This window comes from Streptomyces sp. McG3 (genome assembly GCF_018619185.1).
Taxonomy (GTDB): Bacteria; Actinomycetota; Actinomycetes; order Streptomycetales; family Streptomycetaceae; genus Streptomyces.
The window spans coordinates 15,459-35,906 of record NZ_JAAXYC010000050.1; the positions used below are offsets into that span (position 1 = coordinate 15,459).

Genomic DNA, 20,448 nt, shown 5'->3' on the forward strand with positions numbered 1-20,448 from the left:
GGTGGACGGGTGAGCGAGCAGACGGAACAGCGGGCGGCGCGGCAGGCACGGCACGTCGTGGTCGTCGGGGCGGGCATGGCGGGCGTGCAGAGCGCCGTGGCCCTGCGCGAGGCGGGTTTCACCGGGTCCGTCACCCTGATCGGTGCCGAACCCCACCAGCCCTACGACCGCCCGCCGTTGTCCAAGGCCGTCCTGCTGGGCAAGGCCGAGGACTCCGCCTTCGACGTCGACTTCGAGGCGCTGGACATCACCCTGCGCCTCGGCCTGGACGTCACCGCCCTGCGCGCCGCCGACCACGTGCTGGACACCGCCGACGGGCCGGTGCCCTACGACGCCCTGGTCCTCGCGACCGGCGCGGAGCCCATGACCCTGCCCGGCGCCGATGGCGTGCCCGGCGTCCACCTGCTGCGCACCCTCGACGACGCCGCCCGGCTGCGGCCCGTCCTGGACCGGGGGCACGACGTGGTCGTCGTCGGGGCGGGCTGGATCGGCGCGGAGTTCGCCACCGCCGCCCGCGCCGCGGGCTGCGCCGTCACCGTCGTCGAGGCCGCCGCCCGTCCGCTCGCGGGCGCCCTGCCCGCCGAGGTGGCCGCCCCGATGGCCGCCTGGTACGCCGACAGCGGCGCCGAACTCCTCACCGGGACCCGGGTCGACCGCGTCGAGGAGGGGGCCGTCGTCCTCGACGACGGCCGGGTCCTGCCCGCCGGGGCCGTGGTCGTAGGCATCGGCGCGCGCCCCGCCACCCGCTGGCTCGCCGGCTCCGGGGTCGCGCTCGGCCCGGACGGCTCGGTCACCGCCGACAGCGCGCTGCGCACCTCGGTGCCCGATGTGTACGCGGTCGGGGACTGCGCCTCCTTCCCCTCCGCCCGCTACGGGACACGCCTGCTGGTCCACCACTGGGACAACGCCCTCCAGGGCCCGCGCACCGCGGCCGCCGCGATCATGGCCGCACAGGACGGGGGACCGCTCCCCGTCTACGACCCCGTCCCGTACTTCTGGTCCGAGCAGTTCGGCCGCTTCGTGCAGTACGCCGGCCACCACGCGGACGCCGACGCCCTGGTGTGGCGCGGCGACGGGGCGGACGCCGCCTGGTCGGTGTGCTGGCTGCGCGACGGCGCGCTGGTGGCCGTGCTCGCCGTGGGCCGCCCGCGCGACCTCGCCCAGGGGCGCAGGCTCATCGGGTCGGGGGCCGTCCTCGACCCGGAGAAGGTGGCCGACCCCGCCGTACCGCTGAAGTCCGCCGCCCTGTGACGGACCCCGGAACCGCCGGGCCGACCCCCGTACGGTCGGACCCGGCTACCGGCTGTCGGTCCTGGATGGCACGCTTGTCCCTGTGACCGAGATTGACGCAAAGACCGATGCTCTCGTCCCCGCCTGGCTCCACCTCCCCGACATCGCGGAAATGCTCGATGTCCAGGTGACGCGCGTACGGCAGCTGGTCAAGGAAGGCCAGCTCATCGCCGTACGCCGTGGTGAGAACCGGGCGCTCCAGGTGCCCGCCGCCTTCATCGACGGCGACAAGGTGGTCAAGGGCCTCTCCGGCACCCTGACCCTCCTGAGGGACGACGGCTATTCCGACGAAGAGATGCTGGAGTGGCTCTTCACTCCCGACCCGACCCTGCCCGGCACCCCCGCGCAGGCGCTGAGCGAGAATCGCGGTACGGAGGTGAAGCGCCGCGCCCAGGCGCTCGCCGTCTGACCGACACGACAGGAAGCGGAGCACGGGCCGCCCGGCGCGGCCCGTGCACCGTCACGACCACGGGGGAGTCCACCCATGTCCACGCCTCGCGAGCGACTGTCCGATGCCCGGCTCTACCTGTGCACGGACGCCCGCAAGCTCCAGGGTGACCTCCCCGCCTTCCTGGACGCCGTGCTCGCCGCCGGCGTCGACATCGTCCAGCTCCGGGACAAGGGCATGGAGGCCGCCGAGGAGCTGGAGCACCTCGCCGTGTTCGCCGACGCCTGCCGCCGGCACGGCAAGCTCCTCGCGGTGAACGACCGCGCCGACGTCGCCCACGCCATCGGCGCCGACGTGCTCCACCTCGGCCAGGGCGACCTCCCGGTCCCCGCCGCGCGGGCGATCATCGGCGCCGACCGGCTGATCGGCCGCTCCACGCACGCCGAGGCCGAGGTCGACGCGGCGCTCGCCCAGGACGGTGTGGACTACTTCTGCACGGGCCCCTGCTGGCCCACCCCCACCAAACCCGGCCGCCACGCCCCCGGCCTCGACCTCGTGCGCTACACCGCCTCCCTCGGCGGGTCACGGCCCTGGTTCGCGATCGGCGGGATCGACGCGGGCAATCTGGACCAGGTGCTGGACGCCGGAGCCCGCCGTGTCGTCGTCGTCCGGGCCATCACCGAGGCCGGCGATCCGGCCGCCGCCACCGCCGACCTGGCCCGACGCGTCAGGGCCCGCGCGCTCTGAGTCCTCCGCACGCCGACCGACGGGCCGGCCTCGCGGCGGCCCGCCTGTCGGCCCGCGTACCGACCCGCCTGCCGGCCCGCACGCCCATGCGGGACATCTCGGGCGCTTGTCCGAGGGATGGACAACAGTCCGGCAAAACGAGACAAAGTCGGTTGCTCCGGTTGGGGGAGCGTCCACCCCCTGGTTAACCTCCCCTTATGGCCCTTGGCACACCCTCCACCAGGACGGATCACGCGCGCACCGTGCGTGACCTGCTAGCGACCGGCAGGACGTCGTACTCCTTCGAGTTCTGGGCGCCCAAGACGGAGAAGGGCGAGCGGAACCTCTGGAACGCGCTCCGCCGCGTCGAGGCGGTCCGTCCCAGCTTCGTCTCCGTGACGTACGGCGCCGGCGGCTCCACCCGCGCCGGGACGGTCCGGGCCACCCAGCGGATCGCCGCCGACTCCACCCTCACCCCGGTCGCCCACCTCACCGCGGTGAACCACTCCGTCGCCGAGCTGCGCAACATGGTCGGGCAGTACGCCGACGCGGGCATCAGGAACATCCTCGCGGTCCGCGGCGACCCGCCGGGCGACCCGATGGGCGAGTGGGTCGAGCACCCGCAGGGGGTGAAGTACGCCGCCGACCTGGTCCGTCTCATCAAGGAATCGGGCGACTTCTGCGTAGGCGTGGCGGCATTTCCCGAAATGCACCCCCGGTCGTCCGACTGGGAGACGGACATCGGCCATTTCGTGGACAAGTGCCGGGCGGGCGCGGATTATGCGATCACCCAGATGTTCTTCCGCCCGGAGGACTATCTCCGGATGCGTGACCGTGTGGTCGCCGCGGGTTGCGAAACGCCGGTGATCCCCGAGGTCATGCCCCTTACCAGCGTGAAGCAATTGGAAAGGTTCTCCCAGCTCAGCAACGCGACCGTGCCCGCGTCGTTGAAAGAGCGCATCCTCGCGGCCAAGGACGATCCAGCCGCTGTACGCTCCATTGGCATCGAGTTCGCAACGGAGTTCTGCGCGAAGCTGCTGTCCGAGGGTGTGCCCGGACTGCACTTCATCACGCTCAACAACTCGACGGCTACGCTCGAAATCTACGAAAAACTCGGACTGCACAAGCAGTCGTGACCGGTCGTACCCGCCGCCGACGCGGCTACGGCCGAAGGAGGGGGCGGGCGTGGGCTGGACGGTCCTCTACATCGCTTTCGGTCTGGTGGCCCTGTGGCTGCTCGGCGAGGTGCTGTTGCAGTACAAGGCACGACTGCGCTGGCGGCTCCTCGCCTTCGGCGGCTTCCTCGGCGTGGTGGTAGGGGTGCTGCTGGCCTCCGTACCGGTCATCGTCGTCGGGACGCTCGCCTTCGCCACCGGCCAGACCTTTGTGACGCTGTCCTTCCGGCGCGGCTTCTCCACCGGCTGGGCCATAGGCGGCAGTCCGGGGGAGAGCCGTCGGCGCAGGGGCGGCGGCGAGGGCGCCGCCGTGAAGGAACCCACGCTGGAGGTCTCGGACCTGGAGGTCACAGGACCCGGGTACGACCCGTACACCGGCTACGAACAGCCCCCGGCCCAGGACCCCTACGCCGGGACCTACGACTACGGCACCGGCCAGCAGAGCTACGCCGCCTACTCCGACCCGTACATCGGCACCACCAACGGAGCCCCCTCCTACGGCGGTTACGACCCCTACGGCCAGGGCGGCGGCGACGGCTACGACAGCCAGGGCGGGCAGCAGAGCTACCCCGACCCCTACGCCCAGGGCTACGTCGCGGACACCCCGCCCGGCGGCGTCTGGGTCCCGCAGCAGCGCGACACCGAGCAGTACCCCCCGATGCCGCCGGAGCAGCCCGCTCCCTACGGCAACGGCAACGGCTACGACACCGGCCAGAACGAGCAGCACCGCTACTGAGGCCGCGCCGCTGCCGGGGGACGGGGCCCATCGGCAGCGGCACACGCTCAGGCCCCTCCCGCTCAGCGTGAGCCGCGGAAGTCGTCGCCCTCCACGACGAGCCCGGCCACCAGCGTCCCCGACATCCCGGCGTGCGCCAGCCCGCCGCCCGGGTGCGACCAGCCGCCCGCGAGATACAGCCCCGGCAGCCGCGTGCGGTTGCCCGGGTGCAGATACGCTCCGCCGGCCCCGGCCAGCGAGGGCGGCGGCACCGCACCGCCCTCGGCCCCCGTCCCGTCCTCGGTCTCCGCGGGCGTGCGGACCTCGGTGTGCAGGATCCGCTCCCGCAGCCCGGGAACGGCCGCCGCCGCCCGCCCCACCAGGACATCGGCGAACCGCTGCCGCACCCCGGCGTCCCGCCAGTCGACCGGCCCCTGCGGAGCCACCGTCGCGGTGAGCGTCACCGCCTCGTGCTCCGCGTCCGGACGGGTCGCCGGATCGTCGGGGCGCAGCACCGTCACCGTGGGGTGGACAGCGACCCGGCCCCCGAACACCGCCTCCTGCTCCGCCGTCCCGTCGGCGCTGTGCACCACCGACCGGTGCACCGCGTCCGCCTCCCGGGCACCGCGCAGCGACAGCAGCACCGTGAACCGGCCCGCCGCACCCGCGCCGGAGCCCGGCCGGACCGTCACATCGCCCGCGCCCCAGGTCTGCTGACCCGGCACCAGCCCCGGGCGCGGCCGGACCCCGAGCACCACCCGGTCGGCCTCGGCCACCTCACCGTCCGCCAGCTCCACACCCGCCGCCCGGCCGTCCTTCTCGACGACCCGGACCACCTCGGCCCCGAAGACGAACCGCACCCGGCGGGCCACGCAGCGCTCGTACACCGCCCGCGCCAGCTCGCGGATCCCGCCCATCACGTACCAGCTGCCGAAGGTCTGCTCCATGTACGGCAGCAGCGCGGCGCTCGCGGGTGCGGTGCGCGGGTCGAGGCCGTGGGCCAGCGCGTACCCGTCGAGCAGGGCGGCCAGCCTGGCGTCCGCCAGCTCCCACGCGCCGATCTCCGCGACCGTGCCCGCCTGCCGGGAGCCGCGCAGCAGGCGGCGCCGGCGCACCGCCGGATACGGATCGCGCCCCAGCACCTGGTGGTCCGCCCGCAGGGGCTCCTCCAGGAGCGGCCGCCGCGACCGGTCCCAGGCGTCCCGGGCCCGGTCCATGAAGTCGCTCCAGCGGTCCCCGGCGCCCGTGCCGAGGGCGTCGTCGAGGGCGGTGGCCACCCCGGCCCGGGAGGCGTTGGGCAGGGACACGGCCGTGCCGTCCGCGAAGAGATGGCGGCTCGCCGGATCGACCTGCGTCAGGGTCACGGACTGCTCCAGCGACTCCTTGCCGGTCTTCACGAAGAGGTCCCGCTGGACGGCGGGGAGGTGCAGCAGCCCGGGCCCGGTGTCGAAGACGAAGCCCTCGTGCTCATGGCGGCCGACCGAGCCGCCGTAACTCGTGGACCGCTCGTAGACCGTCACCGTCTCGCCCGCCACGGCCAGCCGGGCGGCCGCCGCCATCGCGCCCGTCCCGGCGCCGATCACCGCAATTCGTGCCATGCCGGTGACTTTATCGACCGGCGCCGACAGCTCAGCCGGGAGGCCGGTGCCCACCCGGGCCGGCCAGGCGTTTCTCCTCGCGGCCCTGGGCCCGTCGGCGCAGGAAGCGGCGGATCCGCGAGGCGAGGAGGACCACGGTGACGATGCCGAGCACCAGCAGCACGGCCGCGATCACGGCGGCCGCCACCGGGTTGAATATGGCGAAGGTGATGACTCCGGCGACCCCGAGGTCCTCGGCGATGCTCATCCCGACGTTGCTGAACGGCTCCGGGGAGGTGTTGACGGCCATCCGCGTGCCGGCCTTCACCAGGTGGCTCATCAGCGCCGTGGACCCGCCGATCGCACCGGCCGCCAGCTCCGGGAGCGAACCGCTCTCCCCGGCCAGCAGGGCGGCGATCACCGCCCCGGCCACCGGCCGGATCACGGTGTGCGCGGTGTCCCAGACCGAGTCCACGTAGGGGATCTTGTCCGCCACCGCCTCGCAGAGGAACAGCACACCGGCCACGATCAGGACGTCCGTGCGCTGCAGGGCGGCGGGCACCTCGTCGGACACGCCGGTCGCGCCGAACAGGCCGAGCAGGAGGACCACCGCGTACGCGTTGATTCCGCTCGCCCAGCCGCTTGTGAACACCAGGGGGATGACCGACACGCAGGCGATCGTAACGACCCCGCGCGGGACCCGGGCGGGGTCCGGCGCGCGTCCCTGAGTATCCGTACTCAGGGAGGGAGATGAGTAGCTGCGCGGATAGGCCCCCACCTGCGAGGACGGCAGAGTGATGACCACGGAAGGGGCGCTGCGCCAGGACCGCCGGCACGGGGCGGCGGAACGGTGCGGTTCCCCCGACGCAACGGGGGTGCACGACGGAGGCCCGGGGACCACGGGGGACACGGGGTCACGGGGAACGGGTTTCCGCAAGCACGGAAGACGCCGGTCCGGTGAGGTTCGCGGGGGATGCGAACTCCAGCGGCCGGCGTCTTCGGCTTCTCCCGTACGTTCTCCGCACCCCGGCCGGGACCCGGACCCGGAGCCCCCGGCGGGTCTCAGTGCCCGCTGACCCGCCCGTGCAGCAGCAGGGACAGCGCCGAGTGCACCTCGTCGATCGAGCGCTCCGGCTGGAACGCCTGCCAGTCCAGCGCCGCCACGAGCACCATGCCGACCAGTGCGGCGGCCGTGAGCGGGATGTCGATCTCGTCGCTCAGCTCACCGCTGCTCACGGCCTCCCGCAGCACGTCCTCGACGACCGCGACGGCTTCCTGACGTACCACCAGCAGCGTGGACTGCCAGGCGCGGTTGGTGCGCCAGAGCTCGGCCACGTACAGCTGGGTGAAGGCCGGGTAGCGGTCGATGAAGGCGAGCCCGGCCCGGATCATCGCGTCCAGCGCCTCGACCCGGGTGCCCCCGCGCTCCTCGGACTCCTCGGCGGCGGCCCGCAGCGAGGCCGTGAGCAGCCCCACGCCGTGCCGGAGCAACTCCTCGAACAGCTCGGTCTTGCTCTTGAAGTTGTAATAGACCGTGCCCTTGGCGACCCCGGCCCGCTCGGCGATCTCGTCGACGGTGGTCGCCGAGAACCCCTTCTCGGCGATGAGCGTCACCGCCGCCTCGTAGAGCCTCTGCCGGGTGGCCTGGCGGCGCGTGGTGCCACTGCTTTCCATGAGGCCGATTCTTTCAGGCCCCGCCGTGCTCGCAGGCGCGGCTCCCGGCGCGCTCACAGGCTCAGCTCCGGGTGCAGCCGGCTCAGGCTCCACACCTGCTTGCGGCGGGCGGTGAACGCGGTCAGGGCCAGCGCGCCGACGGTGAAGGCACCCAGCACCGCGCAGCCCAGCCACACCGGGCCGAGGGGGCCGCCCGTGATCAGTCTGCGCAGCCCCTCGACGACGTAGGTCATGGGGAGGTACGGGTGGATCGCGCCGAAGAAGCCGGGGCTGGTCTGGACGGGGTATGTGCCCCCGGCCGAGGTCAGCTGGAGCATCAGCACCACCAGCACCAGGATCCGCCCGGCCGCCCCGAAGCAGGCGTTCAGCCACTGCACGATCGCGGCGAAGCAGCAGGTCACCAGGGCCAGGAAGCCGATCGTCCCGGCGGCGTCGGCCATCTGGAGGCCGAGGCCCCAGTGCAGGACGGCCATCAGGGCCCCGACCTGGAGGGTGCCGATGGCGGCGACCGGGAGCCAGCCGGCGAGCGCGATCCGCCACGAGGAGGCCCCGGCGGCGAGCGCCCGCTTGTTGAGCGGCTGGATCAGCATGTACGCCACCATCGCGCCGACCCACAGGGACAGCGGGATGAAGTACGGGGCGAAGCCGGTGCCGTAGTTGGGTGCCTCGTGCAGCGACTTGGAGGCCAGCTGGACGGGGTCGGCCATGACGTCGGTCCGCGCGTCGCGGTCCTTCTTGTCGTAGTCCGGGATCCTGTCGACGCCGTCGTTGAGGCCCCGGGCCAGCTCGGTCGAGCCGTCGCCGAGCCGGAAGAGCCCGCCGTCCAGGTTCTCCGCACCGGTCTTCAGCCTGCCGACGCCGGTGTCCAGATCGCTGGAGCCGGTCTGCGCGCCGCCGAGTCCGGTGTGCAGCGCCTGCGCGCCCTTGGCGACCTTGCGGGCGCCGGTGTTGAGCTCGTTGACCTTGGCCACGGCCGACGCCAGGTCGTCGTCCAGCGTCGGCGCGCGCTTCGCGAGGTCCTCGGCCTGCTTCTGGAAGGCGGTCAGCTGGGTGCTCAGCTTCTTGAGGTCGCCGTTCTGGTTGGTGACCAGGGTGTTCACATCGGCGGCGATCTTCGCGACGTCGACGGCCGTGACCTTGGCGCGCTCCAGCGGCGGGCAGACCGTGGCGTCGGGCTCCTCGGCCTCCTCGCACCGGGCGCGGTGGATCTCGGTGAGCTCGTCGGCCGCCTCCTTGGCGTCGACGGCGGCGGTGGGCGCGCTCTTCACCAACAGGTCGAGGTTGTGCCGCACGGCCGCGGAGGTGTCCGCGACCAGGCGTGCCGTGTCGCGGACGGACTTCCCGTTGTCCTGGAAGAAGGGGCGTACGTCGGTGGCGATGCCGTTGACCTTGTCGGCCAGGACCTGGGTGCCTCCGGCGACCTGGGCCGAGCCCGTGGCGAGTTCGCGCGAGCCCTGGTTCAGCTTGACGATCCCGTCGGAGAGCTTCTTACTGCCCGCCTTGGAGTCCTTGAGGCCGTCCGCGAGGTCCTTGGAACCCTGCTTGGCCTTTGAGATGCCGCCCTTGAGGTCGTCTGCGCCCTTGGCCGCCTCGGCGGTCTTGTCGTGCAGATCGGAGAAGTTGATGAAGATGCGGTCGAGGAAGCCCCGCGAGGCGTTCGTGGAGGCGGCGTTGCGCACCTCGCCGAAGACCGTTCTGGAGATCTGCCCGACGATGTAGTTGTTCGCGTCGTTCGTCCGCACCTGGAGCGCGCCGGTCTCGGGGGAGTCCCCGCCGCTGGACGCGATCTTCTTGCTGAAGTCCGACGGCATCGTCAGCGAGAGGTAGTACGTACCCTCCTCGACGCCCTTCTCGGCCTCGGCTGAGCTCACCTCGTGCCAGTCGAACACCTTGGAGTCGAGCAGCTTCTCGCTGATCTCGTCCCCGGCCGCGACGCTCTTGCCGTCGTCGGTGGCCCCCCTGTCGTCGTTGACCAGGGCGACGGGCAGCTTGTCGAGCTTCCCGTACGGGTCCCAGAACGAGTACAGGTACAGGGCGCCGTAGAGCAGGGGCAGGAGCAGCAGGGCCACCAGCGCGGCGGCCGGCAGCCTCCCCCGCCCGAACCGCTTCAATTCGAGCGCGGCCAGCTTCGGGCTACGCATCGGCCGTCTCCTCATCGGTGGTGGGTTCCTCGGTGACGGGCCCGGTACGCACGACCAGGGCGTCCTCGGGGGCCTCGCTGCACACGGCGAGCACGGTCGTCCCGGCGTCGGTCACGGAGCGCAGCAGCTCCCAGGCCCGGTCGCGTTCGGCGTCCGGGAGCTTGAGGTCGGTGTCGTCGACGGCGAGGAGCCGCGGCTCGCCGATCAGTGCCAGCGCCACGGACAGCCGCAGCGCCTCAAGACGCTCCAGATCCCGCACGGAGGTGCGCCCCGCCTTGGGCAGCGTGGCGAGGTCGAGGCCCGCGGCCTCAAGAGCCTCGTCGACCCGGGCGCGGGCCGCTGCCCGGCGTTCGGCGCGCGGGCGCAGCAGGGTGCGCAGGGAGGCGCCGTAGCGGCCCTGGAGGAGGGCGCGCTCGCCCAGGTGCTCGGCGACGGTGAAGGCGGGGTCCAGCTCGCTGACGCCCGGGACCGGACCCAGGGCGGCGATCCGGCGGACGGCGGAGGCCTGCTCGGGCAGTCGCAGTCCGCCGGTCTCGGCGCGGCCCCCGGTGGGGCGCATCCGACCGGTCAGGGCGAGCAGCAGGCAGGTGCGGCCCGATCCCGACGGTCCCTCGATGGCCACCAGCGTTCCTGGCTCGGCACTGAACGTCACGTTCCGGAAGACCCGGCCGCGCGGTCCTTCCAGTCCGAAGTCCTCGGCGGCGACAGCCGCGCCGTGCGGGCTCTCCACAGACTCTCCCCTTTTGAACTGACCAGTCAGTGCAAAAAAGTAGTACGAACTCGCGCTCGAAGCAAAACGGCAGGTCAGGGGTGTGCCGAGGTCGATTGTCAGTGGGGACCGCCACCATGGACACAGACGGCCACGAAGCCGTCACACGACGACAGGAGGTTCGTCATGGCCAGCTCGTCCGCAGCCGCCGCCCCGCGGCGCCGCGCAGGCAGCCCTGCCCCCTCACTGACCGGTCCGGCCGGCGATGTCCACCCCGTGCTGCGCCGCAGCACGGCGCCGCCCGCCGCTCTCGAACTGCTCGCCAAGGCCCGCTCCGGCCTCGACGAGGCCGCCGTGCTCCACGAGCCCAACGAGCGGTACGCCACCGCGCACCTCGCCGCCCTGCGCACCGCGGCGGCCGTGCTGGCCGCCCGAGGCCGCCCCGAGACGAACAAGCGCCGCCGCGAACGCATCCGCAGTGCCTGGGAGGTCCTCCCGGAGATAGCACCGGAACTGACCGAATGGAGCGCCCTCTTCGCCTCGGGCGCCCTGCGCCGGGCCCGTGCGGAGGCCGGCATGCCGGGAGCCGCCACCGGGCGCGACGCCGACGACCTGCTCCGCGACGCGGCCATGTTCCTGCGCCTGGTGGAACGGCTCCTGGTCCTCCAGCCGGTGCTCCCGCAACCACGCCCGGAGCGCCCGGGCGGCGGGTGACCCGGGGCCCGCGCCGGACCGGCGCCACCGGGCGACGGCGCCGGGCCGACGCCGGGCCCCGGAACGGCGGGGCGAGGCAATAGGGTGGTGACCGCTCACCTCACCACCCGCACTGTTCACGCTCCGCCGTCCCCGGCGGCACGTTGCCGAGGAGTCATCTGCCGTGTCGGACCAGCCGCGCCCCCGCGCCTCTCTCCGTACCGCCGTGGTCTGGGAGGTCCTCAAGGACGCTCTGGACCGTCAGGTCAAGGCGACCGGCAGGGACGCCCTGGATGTTCTCGACACCGGCGGCGGCACCGGCAACTTCGCCGTGCCCGCGGCCCGGCTCGGCCACCGGGTCACCGTCGTCGACCCCAGCCCCAACGCGCTCTTCGCGCTGGAGCGCCGCGCGGCCGAGGCCGGGGTCGCCGACCGGGTCCGGGGAGTCCAGGGCGACATCCTCGGCCTGTTCGACGTCGTGGAGCGCGACGGCTTCGACGCGGTGCTCTGCCACGGCGTCCTGGAGTACGTCGACGAGCCCGCCGAGGGCGTCCGCAACGCGGTCGAGGCGCTGCGGCCCTCCGGCGCGCTCAGCCTGCTGGCCGCCGGCCTGGGCGGAGCCGTCCTGGCCCGCGCGCTCGCCGGTCACTTCACAGAGGCCCGGCAGGCGCTCACCGACCCGGCGGGCCGTTGGGGCGAGGGGGACCCGGTGCCCCGCAGGTTCACCGCCGATCAGCTCTCCGACCTGGTCTCCTCGGCCGGTCTGGAGATCGCCGCGGTGCACGGGGTCCGAGTCTTCGCCGACCTCGTGCCGGGCGTCCTGGTGGACACCGAGCCCGGCGCCGTGGAGGCGCTCCTCAAGCTCGAAGCGGCCGTCGCCGAGCAGCCCGCGTTCCACTCCATCGCCACCCAGCTCCATGTTCTGGGCGAGAAGCACCGCTGATCAGCAACGCAGCTGCGGACGGACTGGGACTCAGGACCCCCGTACCGGGCGTACGCCCCGTATGATCGGGTGACACCATCCGGCATGGCGGATCGGTCGTCGGGGAATCTACGCCTCAACAGCCGAGCCGACATAGCGGTCCGGACTGGCTGAGCGCTAGAGGGCGGGTTTCACGGGGGCGAATCCCTGCCTATCCTGGAAGGGCCGCATACCGGTCGCCCCCGCGGCCGACGACGAGGAGGATCCCGTGCCGCTCTCGGAGCACGAGCAGCGCATGCTCGAGCAGATGGAGCGAGCGCTGTACGCCGAAGATCCCAAGTTCGCGACAGCGCTCGAGGGAAGCGGACTGCGTACGTATACCCGGAAAAGGGTCTATCAGGCGGTCGCTGGCTTCCTGGTGGGTATCGCGCTCCTCATGGCCGGAATGGTCGCCCAGCAGATCTGGATCAGCGTGGTGGGGTTCCTCGTCATGCTCGGCTGTGCCGTGCTCGCGGTCACCGGATGGCGCAAGGCGCCCAAGCCCGGTGAACAACAGCCGGCTGCCGCAGGCAGCGGGGACAGCGGCGCGAGCCGCCGACCGAGACAACGCCGGTCGATGATGAACCGCATCGAGCAGCGGTGGCAGCGCCGCCGCGACGAACAGGGCCAGTAGACGCCTCGGCCCTGTTCTTCTTCACAGGGCCGAGCACGGGCACGACGTACGACACCGATGGGTGAGGGGTGGCCGCATTTTCCGCGGCCGCCCCTCAGCCGTTGCCCGACGGTGCCCCTTGAGCCGCTGCCCACGGTGCGCCCTGCCCGACCGCGCCGTCGGCCGTGGCGCCGTTGCCCGACAGCGCTGAGCCTGCGGTCCCGGCCCCTTCCCGGGGCCGGGACCGCAGGCTCTGTCGTGCGTCGGCCCCCGACCGCCTCAGCCGTGCTGACGCGTCAGGCGGCGCAGCCGGGCCGTCCAGCGACCGGCTCCCCGGCGGCCCGCCCATCGCTCACCGAGCGCCGTCCGGCGCTCGGTGAGGGCCCACACCACCCGGACGGACGATCGGGGCAGGAGCGCTGCCCGCAGCCGGGTCCCGCGGTCGGCCGATGCCCGCAGACCCGTCCGTACCGCCGACACGTCCTCGGCCAGTCCAGACGCGGGGCGCGGCTCGGGGGCGTACAGCACCTGCTCCACCGAGCTCGCGATCCGGTGCACCGCCTCGGCCGCGGTGGTGTCGAGGCGGCCCAGCCGCACGATCCTGGCCGCCGCCTTCCGGGGCGTCAGCGACCCGTCCGGCGCGATGCCGTGGTCCCAGGCCGTGTCGGTGAGCTCCCGCCAGGCGGCCAGCGTCCGCGCGGCGGCGTCCGCGGGCGTCCGGCCCCCGGAGCCCATCCGGCGGTTCCGCGTCCGGGTCCGCCACAGCAGCGGTGACAACGGCAGGACCAGCACCAGGACCGCGGCGAGGATCACCAGCAGCACCGTCCCGGCCGGGGTGCCCCGGTCGGTCGGCAGCGCGGCTCCCGGCTCCTGCGAGGGACCGCACCCGCCTTCCTGACGCAACTGCGGCGGGCAGCTGTCGTCGGCGGAGGGCGCCGCGGACGGCTCGTCGGAGGTGTCCGCGGAGGGCTCGGCGACGTCGCTCGCACTGTCCGTGGGCACCTCGGGGCGGGTCCACGAGGGCGTGCTGCCGCGGCTCGGGGTGGGCTCGAACCGGGTCCAGCCGACCCCCTCGAAATACAGCTCGGGCCAGGCGTGCGCGTCGCGCAGCCCGACCGAGACCGCTCCGTCCGCCTTCATGGTCCCCGGGGTGAAGCCCACCGCCACCCGGGCCGGGATGCCCAGCGTCCGGGCCATCGCGGCCATCGAGAACGAGAAGTGGACGCAGAAGCCCTCCTTGTCGCGCAGGAACCGGGCGATGGCGGACGACCCCGTCCCCGAGGTGACCGTCGTGTCGTACGTGAAGCCGCCGTCGGACGCGAACCAGTCCTGGAGCTTCACGGCCTGCTCGTACGCGTTGGACGCGCCTTCGGTGACCTGCTCGGCGGTCTCGGCGACCACCTTCGGCAGGGAGCCGGGAACCTGGGTGTACTCGCGGACCAGCTCCTGGGGCGGCGACCCCGCGGCCGCGAGCTGGTCCGCCGTGGGTTCGACGACCAGACTGCCGACCTCGTAACTCGCGCCGCGCGTGGTCTGCCCGTCGTCGCCGACCAGGGTGCGGCCCTCGGGCTCGTACCGCCAGCGGCCGCCGACGCGGACCTCGCTGGCCGGGTAGGGGAGCGGCAGATAGGTCTGCTGGTAGGAGCCCGATGCGGAGATGTTCGTCCGGACCTCGGTGACGGAGACGTCCCTGCCGAGACCGGTGGGCTGCGGGAGGCGGTCGGGAACGTCCGTCAGCCGGCGGGTGGAGGAACGCCACTCGCTGCCGTTGAACTCGTCCAGGGCCAGGATCCGGAGGTAGAGACTCTGCGGGTCCTCGATGTTGCTGCGGTACGTCATCACCTCCCGGTTGTCCGGCTGGTTGAGGTTGTTCTGCAGCGAGACCAGCGGATTCACCGCGGAGATGGTGCCGCCGCCGCTGCCCCTGCCGGTTCCCGGGCCGTCGCCGCCCAGCAGGCCGCTGTCCAGGGCGGGCAGCGCCAGGGGGGCCACCAGGGCGATGCCGAGCGCGAACACACCGATCCGCCGCCCGGTCCGGACGGGGGAGGAGCCGCCGCTCACCCCGGCCAGCCCGTCGGCCAGCCCGCCCGAATTCCGCGTGGCGCCACCGAAGACGCGGCCCCACTGGGAGAGCCGGTCCCGGCCCTCCGCCAGCAGGAGCAGCAGATAGCCGGACGCCGCCAGCAGGAACCACAGCCAGCTCGCTCCGCCGTCGGAGAGACCGGCCGCGACCGAATACAGGGCGAGGAGGGGCAGTCCGGCGGGGGCCGCGCTGCGGAAGGTGACCGCCAGGGCGTCCACGGCGAGACCGATCAGGAGCACCCCGCCGACCACCATCAGCTTGATGCCGTCGGTCATCGGGGCCGGGATGGCGTACGTGCCGACGTCCTCCCCGCCCGCCACCAGCAGCTCACCGAGCCGCATGAGGGCCCCCGGCCCGGGCACCACCCCGAACAGGGCGTGGTCCCGGACGAACACCAGCGTCAGCAGCAGCAGGGTGACCAGCGTCTGGACGCCGATGGTCAGCGTCCTCGCCAGCGGCACCCGGCGCGCGAGGGCGCCCACCCCGCTCTGGACGCCGAGCAGCACCGCCGCCTGCACCAGCCAGCCGACCCCCTCCACCAGCGGGATCAGCGCCCCCGCCGCCAGCAGTGTCGCCGCATAGGCGCACAGCGCCAGCCTGGCCCGCCCGCTCATGACCATCTCCCCGTGAAACCTGTCGCGCCGCCGCTCGTGCCCGACGGCGAATCCGTGCGCATCCCGCCCGCCAGCTGCCACAGTGCGGGCAGTTCGGCCCCCGGCTCCACGGGCACCGCGATCCAGCCCGACTCGCGCAGCCGCCGCAGCCGCTCCTCGGCCCGCCCCGCGTCGTCCTCGTCGCCGGCCCAGGCGGCGCTGTCCAGGACGAAGGCGACCCCCGCCCCGGCCCGCTGCCGCATCCGGGCCGCGACCGCGGCCTGTTCCTCGTCCAGATCGCCGAAGAAGGCGATGAGCAGTCCCTCGTTGCCGCCGCGCAGCACGTCGTGGGCGCGCGAGAGGCCCCCGCCGTCGGAATGGCCGACCACCGCGAGCGTGTCGAGCATCAGGCCCGCCGAGTCCGCGGACTCCTGGGTCGAGCCCGCGAAACCGCCCGACCCCTCGCCGGGCACCGCGTTCCCGTCGTCCGTGAGCAGCCGTACGGCGAAGCCGTGCTCCAGCATGTGCACGAGCGCCGAGGCCGCCCCGGAGACCGCCCATTCGAAGGCCGAGTCGGGCCCGGCGCCCTGGTAGCCGATCCCCCGGGTGTCCAGCAGGACCGTGCACCTGGCCCGCTGCGGCTGTTCCTCACGGCGCACCATCAGCTCGCCGTGGCGGGCGGTGGAGCGCCAGTGGACCCGGCGCAGATCGTCGCCGTGCCGGTAGCCGCGCGGAATGATGTCGTCCTCACCGGCCAGCGCGAGGGACCGCTGCCGCCCGTCGCCGTATCCGGAGGCCTCGCCCGCCAGCCGCAGTACGGGCAGCGGCACCGTGCGCGGGATGACGACGAGGGTGTCGTACGCGCTGAAGGAGCGGGTCAGCTCGCACATCCCGAACGGGTCGCTGAGCCGCAGCTGCAACGGGCCCAGGGGATAGCGTCCGCGCAGGTCGGAGCGGACCCGGTAGGACACCTCGCGCCGTCCGCCCGCCTCCACCCGGTCCAGGACGAAGCGGGGGCGCGGGCCGAGGACGTACGGAACACGGTCCTGGAGCATCAGCAGTCCGGTGGGCAGCCGGGAGACGTTCTCCATCCGCAGGTGCACCCGGGCCTCGGCGCCCGCGGGCACGCGCGACGGTGAGAGCCGCCGGGTGCCCGTCACCCGGTAGCGGGTGCGGTAGAGCACGGTCACGCAGACCAGGGGCAGCACGGCCAGCAGCAGTCCGACCCGCAGCAGATCGCCCTGGCCCAGGACGTACGCGCAGACGGCGGCGGCGAGACCGGCGGCCAGGAACGAGCGTCCCCGGGTGGTCAGTCCCCCCAGGGCCGCCCGGAGGCCGCCCTTCCTGTCACCGTCCTCCACGGCGCCGGGCTCGCCGGCCGCCATCACAGCCGCCGTGCCCCGGGCTGCTGCTGCTGGTGGTACAGCGGGCGGCCCGGCTCCTGCCCGCCGGGCGCGGGCGGCGCCGTGCCACCGGCCGAGGTCGGTACGGGGGTGCGCTGGATGATCTCCAGGACCACCTGCTCCGCCGAGCGGCGGTTCAGCTGGGCCTGGGCGGTGGGCAGCAGCCGGTGCGCGAGCACCGGCGTGGCCAGCGCCTGCACGTCGTCCGGCAGGGCGTAGTCGCGCCCGCTGAGCGCGGCGGAGGCCTTCGCGGCGCGCAGCAGGTGCAGCGTCGCGCGCGGGGACGCGCCGAGTCTGAGGTCGGGGTGGCTCCGGGTGGCCCCGACGAGCTCCACGGCGTAGCGCCGCACGGCGTCGGCGACGTGCACCGTACGGACGGCGTCGATCAGCTTCACGATGTCGTGGGCGTGGGCCACCGGCTGGAGGTCGTCCAGCGGGGAGACGCCCCCGTGCACGTCGAGCATCTGGAGCTCGGCCTCCGGGCTCGGGTAGCCGATGGAGACCCGGGCCATGAAGCGGTCGCGCTGGGCCTCGGGCAGCGGGTAGGTGCCCTCCATCTCGACCGGGTTCTGGGTGGCCACCACCATGAACGGGTCGGGCAGCTCGTAGGAGTGCCCGTCGATCGTGACCTGGCGCTCCTCCATCGACTCCAGCAGCGCCGACTGCGTCTTCGGCGAGGCGCGGTTGATCTCGTCGCCGATCACGATCTGGGCGAAGATCGCGCCCGGCTTGAACTCGAAGTCCCGCCGCTGCTGGTCGAAGATCGACACACCGGTGATGTCCGAGGGCAGCAGATCCGGTGTGAACTGGATCCGTCGCACCGAACAGTCGATGGACCGCGCCAGCGCCTTGGCCAGCATGGTCTTGCCGACACCGGGGACGTCCTCGATGAGGAGATGCCCCTCGGCGAGAAGCACTGTCAGTGATAGCCGTACGACCTCGGGCTTGCCCTCGATCACACCCTCCACCGACTTGCGTACCCGCTCTGCTGTGGTGGTCAGATCCGTGAGGCTCGCTCGATCGTCATAGGTCGTCACCCGGCCCTCCTCGGCCCTTTTGCGCAGGGGCCGTCGCGCGTACCCGCGCGGCCCACCCCGAAAAATCGGGACACTCCTCCGGAAGACCCGGGGATGTCACACCCGCATTCTTGTTGCCGTTACCGCTTCGTGTCACTCGCCTGTGGATAAGTGGGTGTGAAATGTCAGCGTCTGTCGCGATTTTGCACCGCGATGCGCGGTGAATGAGTGCGGGAGGTACGGCGGAGGGCCGGGGAGCGAGGTGAGTGCGTTCAGGAAACGGAGTGGATCTCGCGCAGCAGACCGGTGGTCACGTCGAAGACGAACCCGCGCACGTCGTCGGTGTGGAGCAGGAACGGCGAGGTGCGCACCCGCTGCATCGACTGGCGCACGTCCTGGTCGGCGTCCGAGTAGGCCTCGACCGCCCAGACCGGACGCTGGCCCACCTCGCGCTCCAGCTCCTGCCGGAAGTCCTCGGTGAGGGACTCCAGGCCGCAGTTGGTGTGGTGGATGAGGACCACGCTGCGGGTGCCGAGCGCCCGCTGGCTGATGGTCAGCGAGCGGATCACGTCGTCGGTGACCACGCCGCCCGCGTTACGGATGGTGTGGCAGTCGCCGAGCTCCAGGCCGAGCGCCGCGTGCAGGTCGAGACGGGCGTCCATGCAGGCGACCACGGCGACCTGGAGGACGGGGCGCGCGTCCATGCCCGGATCGCGGAAGTCCTTCGCGTACCCGGCGTTCAGTGCGACGAGCCGGTCGGTGACCTGGCCCCCCTCGCGGACCGCCGCAGCGGTGGACGTCACGGACTCGGCGGGGGAGTGAGCAGAAGTCGACATGGATACGACGTTAGCCTTCCCACCTGGCCCGGGCGTGCTGTGAGAGCGGACAAAAAACGTCAACTCGGCTTGTTGTGAGCTAACCCACAAGACTCACAGGGATGCACCCGTTCGGGTGGGTTCGCCGCATCCGGACGGGTGGCGCGACTCGCTGCCCGGTTCGTTGATCGCGAATCGATCGAATGGCAGGGTGGACTAAAGTAACGCGAAGTCACCAACCGCCTCCCTACCCGCTGCCCCGACGCACCCCCTGCACCTCCTGCATATTCCGTATTTCCCCCGTGATGTGCGGCGTACGTGCGACCCGGCCCTCTCCCGCTCTCGGTCGGCCGACGCCTCTTCCCCGGCGCCGGCGGACCTCCCCTTCAGAGCGGGCGGGGACCAGGACGTACGTGCCGGCCGCGCGGGACAGAGCCTGAGAGGGCGCCTTGAGCCAGACCCGACACGTCCCCGTGATGCTCCAGAGGTGTCTGGACCTGTTGGCCCCGGCTCTCCAGGACCCGGCCCACCCGGAGCCCGTGGTCGTCGACTGCACCCTCGGCCTCGGCGGTCACAGCGAGGCGCTGCTCGCCTCCTTCCCCACCGCCCGGCTGATCGCCCTGGACCGCGACAAGGAGGCGCTCCGGCTCTCCGGTGAACGCCTCGCCCCCTACGGCGACCGCGCCACCCTCGTCCACGCGGTCTACGACGAGCTCCCCGATGTCCTCGCGCGGCTCGGGATCCCGAAGGTCCAGGGCGTGCTGTTCGACCTCGGCGTCTCCTCCATGCAACTGGACGAGGCCGACCGCGGATTCGCCTACGCCCAGGACGCCCCGCTCGACATGCGGATGGACCAGAGCACGGGCATGGGCGCCGCCGAGGTGCTCAACACCTATCCGCCCGGCGAACTGGTCCGGATCCTGCGCGCGTACGGCGAGGAGAAGCAGGCCAAGCGGATCGTCTCCGCCGTCGTCCGCGAGCGCGAGAAGGAGCCGTTCAGCAACAGCGCCCGGCTCGTCGAGCTGATCCGCGACGCGCTGCCGCAGGCCGCCAAGCGCACCGGCGGCAACCCCGCGAAGCGGACCTTCCAGGCTCTGCGCATCGAGGTCAACGGCGAGCTGAGCGTCCTGGAGCGGGCCATTCCGGCCGCCGTCCGGTGCCTCGACGTCGGCGGCCGCATCGCTGTGCTGTCCTACCACTCGCTGGAGGACCGGCTGGTCAAGCAGGTCTTCGCGGCCGGCGCCGCCAACACCGCGCCCCCCGGACTGCCCGTCGTCCCCGAGCGCTACCAGCCCCGGCTGAAGCAGCTCACCCGGGGCGCCGAGCTGCCCACCGAGGAGGAGGTCGCCGAGAACCGGCGCGCCGCCCCCGCCCGGCTGCGCGGCGCCCAGCGCATCCGCGCGGAGGAGCGATGAGCACCCGGCGTCGCCCGACGCGAAGCGGCCGCCCGGCGCCGGGCGGCAGGGGAGCCGTGCGGTGAGCAAACCGGCCGCACCGCTGAAGGGGCGGGCCGCCCGGCTCGCCCGGCTGATGCCGTCCACCGGGCCCAGCACCGCGGCCCGCACCCCCTTCGTGCTGCTGGTCGTCCTGCTCCTGGGCGGCGGGCTCATCGCCCTGCTCCTGCTGAACTCCGCGCTCAACGAAGGGTCGTTCAGGCTCAGCGAGCTGAAGCGGGACACCACCGAGCTCACCGACGAGCAACAGGCGCTCCAGCGCGACGTCGACAGCCGTTCCCAGCCCGACGCCCTGGAACGCCGCGCCCGGGAACTGGGCATGGTCCCCGGCGGCAGCCCCGCCTTCCTGAACCCCGACGGCACGGTCCGCGGCAACCCCACCGAGGCCACCGCCCCGCCGTCGCCGAGCCCCAGCCCCACGC

The 20,448-nt window shown here is 72.9% G+C and carries 19 protein-coding genes; 10 read left to right on the top strand and 9 right to left on the bottom strand.

All coding sequences use genetic code 11. The annotated features are described in order from the left end of the window. Positions 1-9 precede the first annotated feature (9 nt). The 5 genes from HET64_RS11530 to HET64_RS11550 all read left to right on the top strand — a co-directional run bounded on the left by HET64_RS11530 (position 10) and on the right by HET64_RS11550 (position 4,315). Positions 10-1,251 carry an NAD(P)/FAD-dependent oxidoreductase gene (locus HET64_RS11530; RefSeq protein WP_215104495.1) on the top strand — a complete coding sequence of 414 codons (1,242 nt, stop codon included), beginning with the start codon at positions 10-12 and terminating at the stop codon, positions 1,249-1,251. A gap of 82 nt (positions 1,252-1,333) precedes the next feature. Then, entirely contained in the window at positions 1,334-1,699 is a 366-nt protein-coding gene (locus HET64_RS11535) for an Rv2175c family DNA-binding protein (protein ID WP_215104497.1), read from the top strand. Between the two features lie 75 nt (positions 1,700-1,774). Beyond that, a complete protein-coding gene (gene thiE, locus HET64_RS11540; RefSeq protein ID WP_215104499.1) occupies positions 1,775-2,425 on the top strand; it encodes a thiamine phosphate synthase in 651 nt (216 codons plus the stop codon). 197 nt (positions 2,426-2,622) lie between these two features. After that, complete coding sequence (gene metF, locus HET64_RS11545) at positions 2,623-3,540, top strand: methylenetetrahydrofolate reductase [NAD(P)H] (protein WP_215104521.1); 918 nt, start codon at positions 2,623-2,625, stop codon at positions 3,538-3,540. 49 nt (positions 3,541-3,589) lie between these two features. Continuing rightward, positions 3,590-4,315 (top strand): hypothetical protein, encoded by a 726-nt coding sequence (locus tag HET64_RS11550; RefSeq protein ID WP_215104523.1) that lies wholly within the window; start codon positions 3,590-3,592, stop codon positions 4,313-4,315. A gap of 62 nt (positions 4,316-4,377) precedes the next feature. Here HET64_RS11550 and HET64_RS11555 read toward each other — a convergent pair whose 3' ends face one another. The 5 genes from HET64_RS11555 to HET64_RS11575 all read right to left on the bottom strand — a co-directional run bounded on the left by HET64_RS11555 (position 4,378) and on the right by HET64_RS11575 (position 10,416). Continuing rightward, complete coding sequence (locus HET64_RS11555; RefSeq protein ID WP_215104525.1) at positions 4,378-5,892, bottom strand: NAD(P)/FAD-dependent oxidoreductase; 1,515 nt, start codon at positions 5,890-5,892, stop codon at positions 4,378-4,380. Positions 5,893-5,923: 31 nt separating this feature from the next. Then, positions 5,924-6,541, bottom strand: coding sequence for a DUF4126 domain-containing protein (locus tag HET64_RS11560; RefSeq protein WP_215104528.1), 618 nt, complete (start codon positions 6,539-6,541; stop codon positions 5,924-5,926). Between the two features lie 392 nt (positions 6,542-6,933). Further along, on the bottom strand, positions 6,934-7,545 hold the full coding sequence (locus tag HET64_RS11565; protein WP_215104530.1) for a TetR/AcrR family transcriptional regulator: 612 nt from the start codon (positions 7,543-7,545) through the stop codon (positions 6,934-6,936). Between the two features lie 53 nt (positions 7,546-7,598). Then, complete coding sequence (locus HET64_RS11570) at positions 7,599-9,686, bottom strand: YhgE/Pip family protein (RefSeq protein ID WP_215104532.1); 2,088 nt, start codon at positions 9,684-9,686, stop codon at positions 7,599-7,601. Next, positions 9,679-10,416 (bottom strand): ATP-binding cassette domain-containing protein, encoded by a 738-nt coding sequence (locus tag HET64_RS11575; RefSeq protein WP_215104534.1) that lies wholly within the window; start codon positions 10,414-10,416, stop codon positions 9,679-9,681. The genes HET64_RS11570 and HET64_RS11575 overlap by 8 nt, the downstream gene beginning before the upstream one ends. A 165-nt stretch (positions 10,417-10,581) precedes the next feature. Here HET64_RS11575 and HET64_RS11580 point away from each other — a divergent pair, with 165 nt between their 5' ends. From HET64_RS11580 to HET64_RS11590, 3 genes are all read left to right on the top strand, one after another. Next, a complete protein-coding gene (locus HET64_RS11580) occupies positions 10,582-11,109 on the top strand; it encodes an SAV_6107 family HEPN domain-containing protein (RefSeq protein WP_215104536.1) in 528 nt (175 codons plus the stop codon). A gap of 163 nt (positions 11,110-11,272) precedes the next feature. Then, positions 11,273-12,031, top strand: coding sequence for a methyltransferase (locus HET64_RS11585; RefSeq protein WP_215104538.1), 759 nt, complete (start codon positions 11,273-11,275; stop codon positions 12,029-12,031). A 247-nt stretch (positions 12,032-12,278) separates the two neighbouring features. Continuing rightward, on the top strand, positions 12,279-12,683 hold the full coding sequence (locus tag HET64_RS11590) for a DUF3040 domain-containing protein (protein WP_050358051.1): 405 nt from the start codon (positions 12,279-12,281) through the stop codon (positions 12,681-12,683). Positions 12,684-12,941: 258 nt separating this feature from the next. Here HET64_RS11590 and HET64_RS11595 read toward each other — a convergent pair whose 3' ends face one another. From HET64_RS11595 to HET64_RS11610, 4 genes are all read right to left on the bottom strand, one after another. Then, positions 12,942-15,359: a DUF3488 and transglutaminase-like domain-containing protein gene (locus HET64_RS11595; RefSeq protein ID WP_215104540.1), complete on the bottom strand. Its 2,418-nt coding sequence runs from the start codon at positions 15,357-15,359 to the stop codon at positions 12,942-12,944. Next, positions 15,356-16,723, bottom strand: coding sequence for a DUF58 domain-containing protein (locus HET64_RS11600; protein WP_215104541.1), 1,368 nt, complete (start codon positions 16,721-16,723; stop codon positions 15,356-15,358). The genes HET64_RS11595 and HET64_RS11600 overlap by 4 nt, the downstream gene beginning before the upstream one ends. After that, positions 16,723-17,778: a MoxR family ATPase gene (locus HET64_RS11605; RefSeq protein WP_215104543.1), complete on the bottom strand. Its 1,056-nt coding sequence runs from the start codon at positions 17,776-17,778 to the stop codon at positions 16,723-16,725. The genes HET64_RS11600 and HET64_RS11605 overlap by 1 nt, the downstream gene beginning before the upstream one ends. A gap of 251 nt (positions 17,779-18,029) precedes the next feature. Continuing rightward, the gene (locus tag HET64_RS11610; RefSeq protein ID WP_251145170.1) at positions 18,030-18,593 is read right to left on the bottom strand and encodes a carbonic anhydrase; all 564 of its coding nucleotides are present in this window, start codon (positions 18,591-18,593) and stop codon (positions 18,030-18,032) included. Positions 18,594-19,021: 428 nt separating this feature from the next. Between HET64_RS11610 and rsmH the strand changes: the two genes are divergently transcribed. Beyond that, positions 19,022-19,987 (top strand): 16S rRNA (cytosine(1402)-N(4))-methyltransferase RsmH, encoded by a 966-nt coding sequence (rsmH, locus tag HET64_RS11615; RefSeq protein WP_215104546.1) that lies wholly within the window; start codon positions 19,022-19,024, stop codon positions 19,985-19,987. 61 nt (positions 19,988-20,048) lie between these two features. Further along, the coding region (locus tag HET64_RS11620; RefSeq protein WP_215104547.1) for a septum formation initiator family protein at positions 20,049-20,448 on the top strand (400 nt) is incomplete at its 3' end.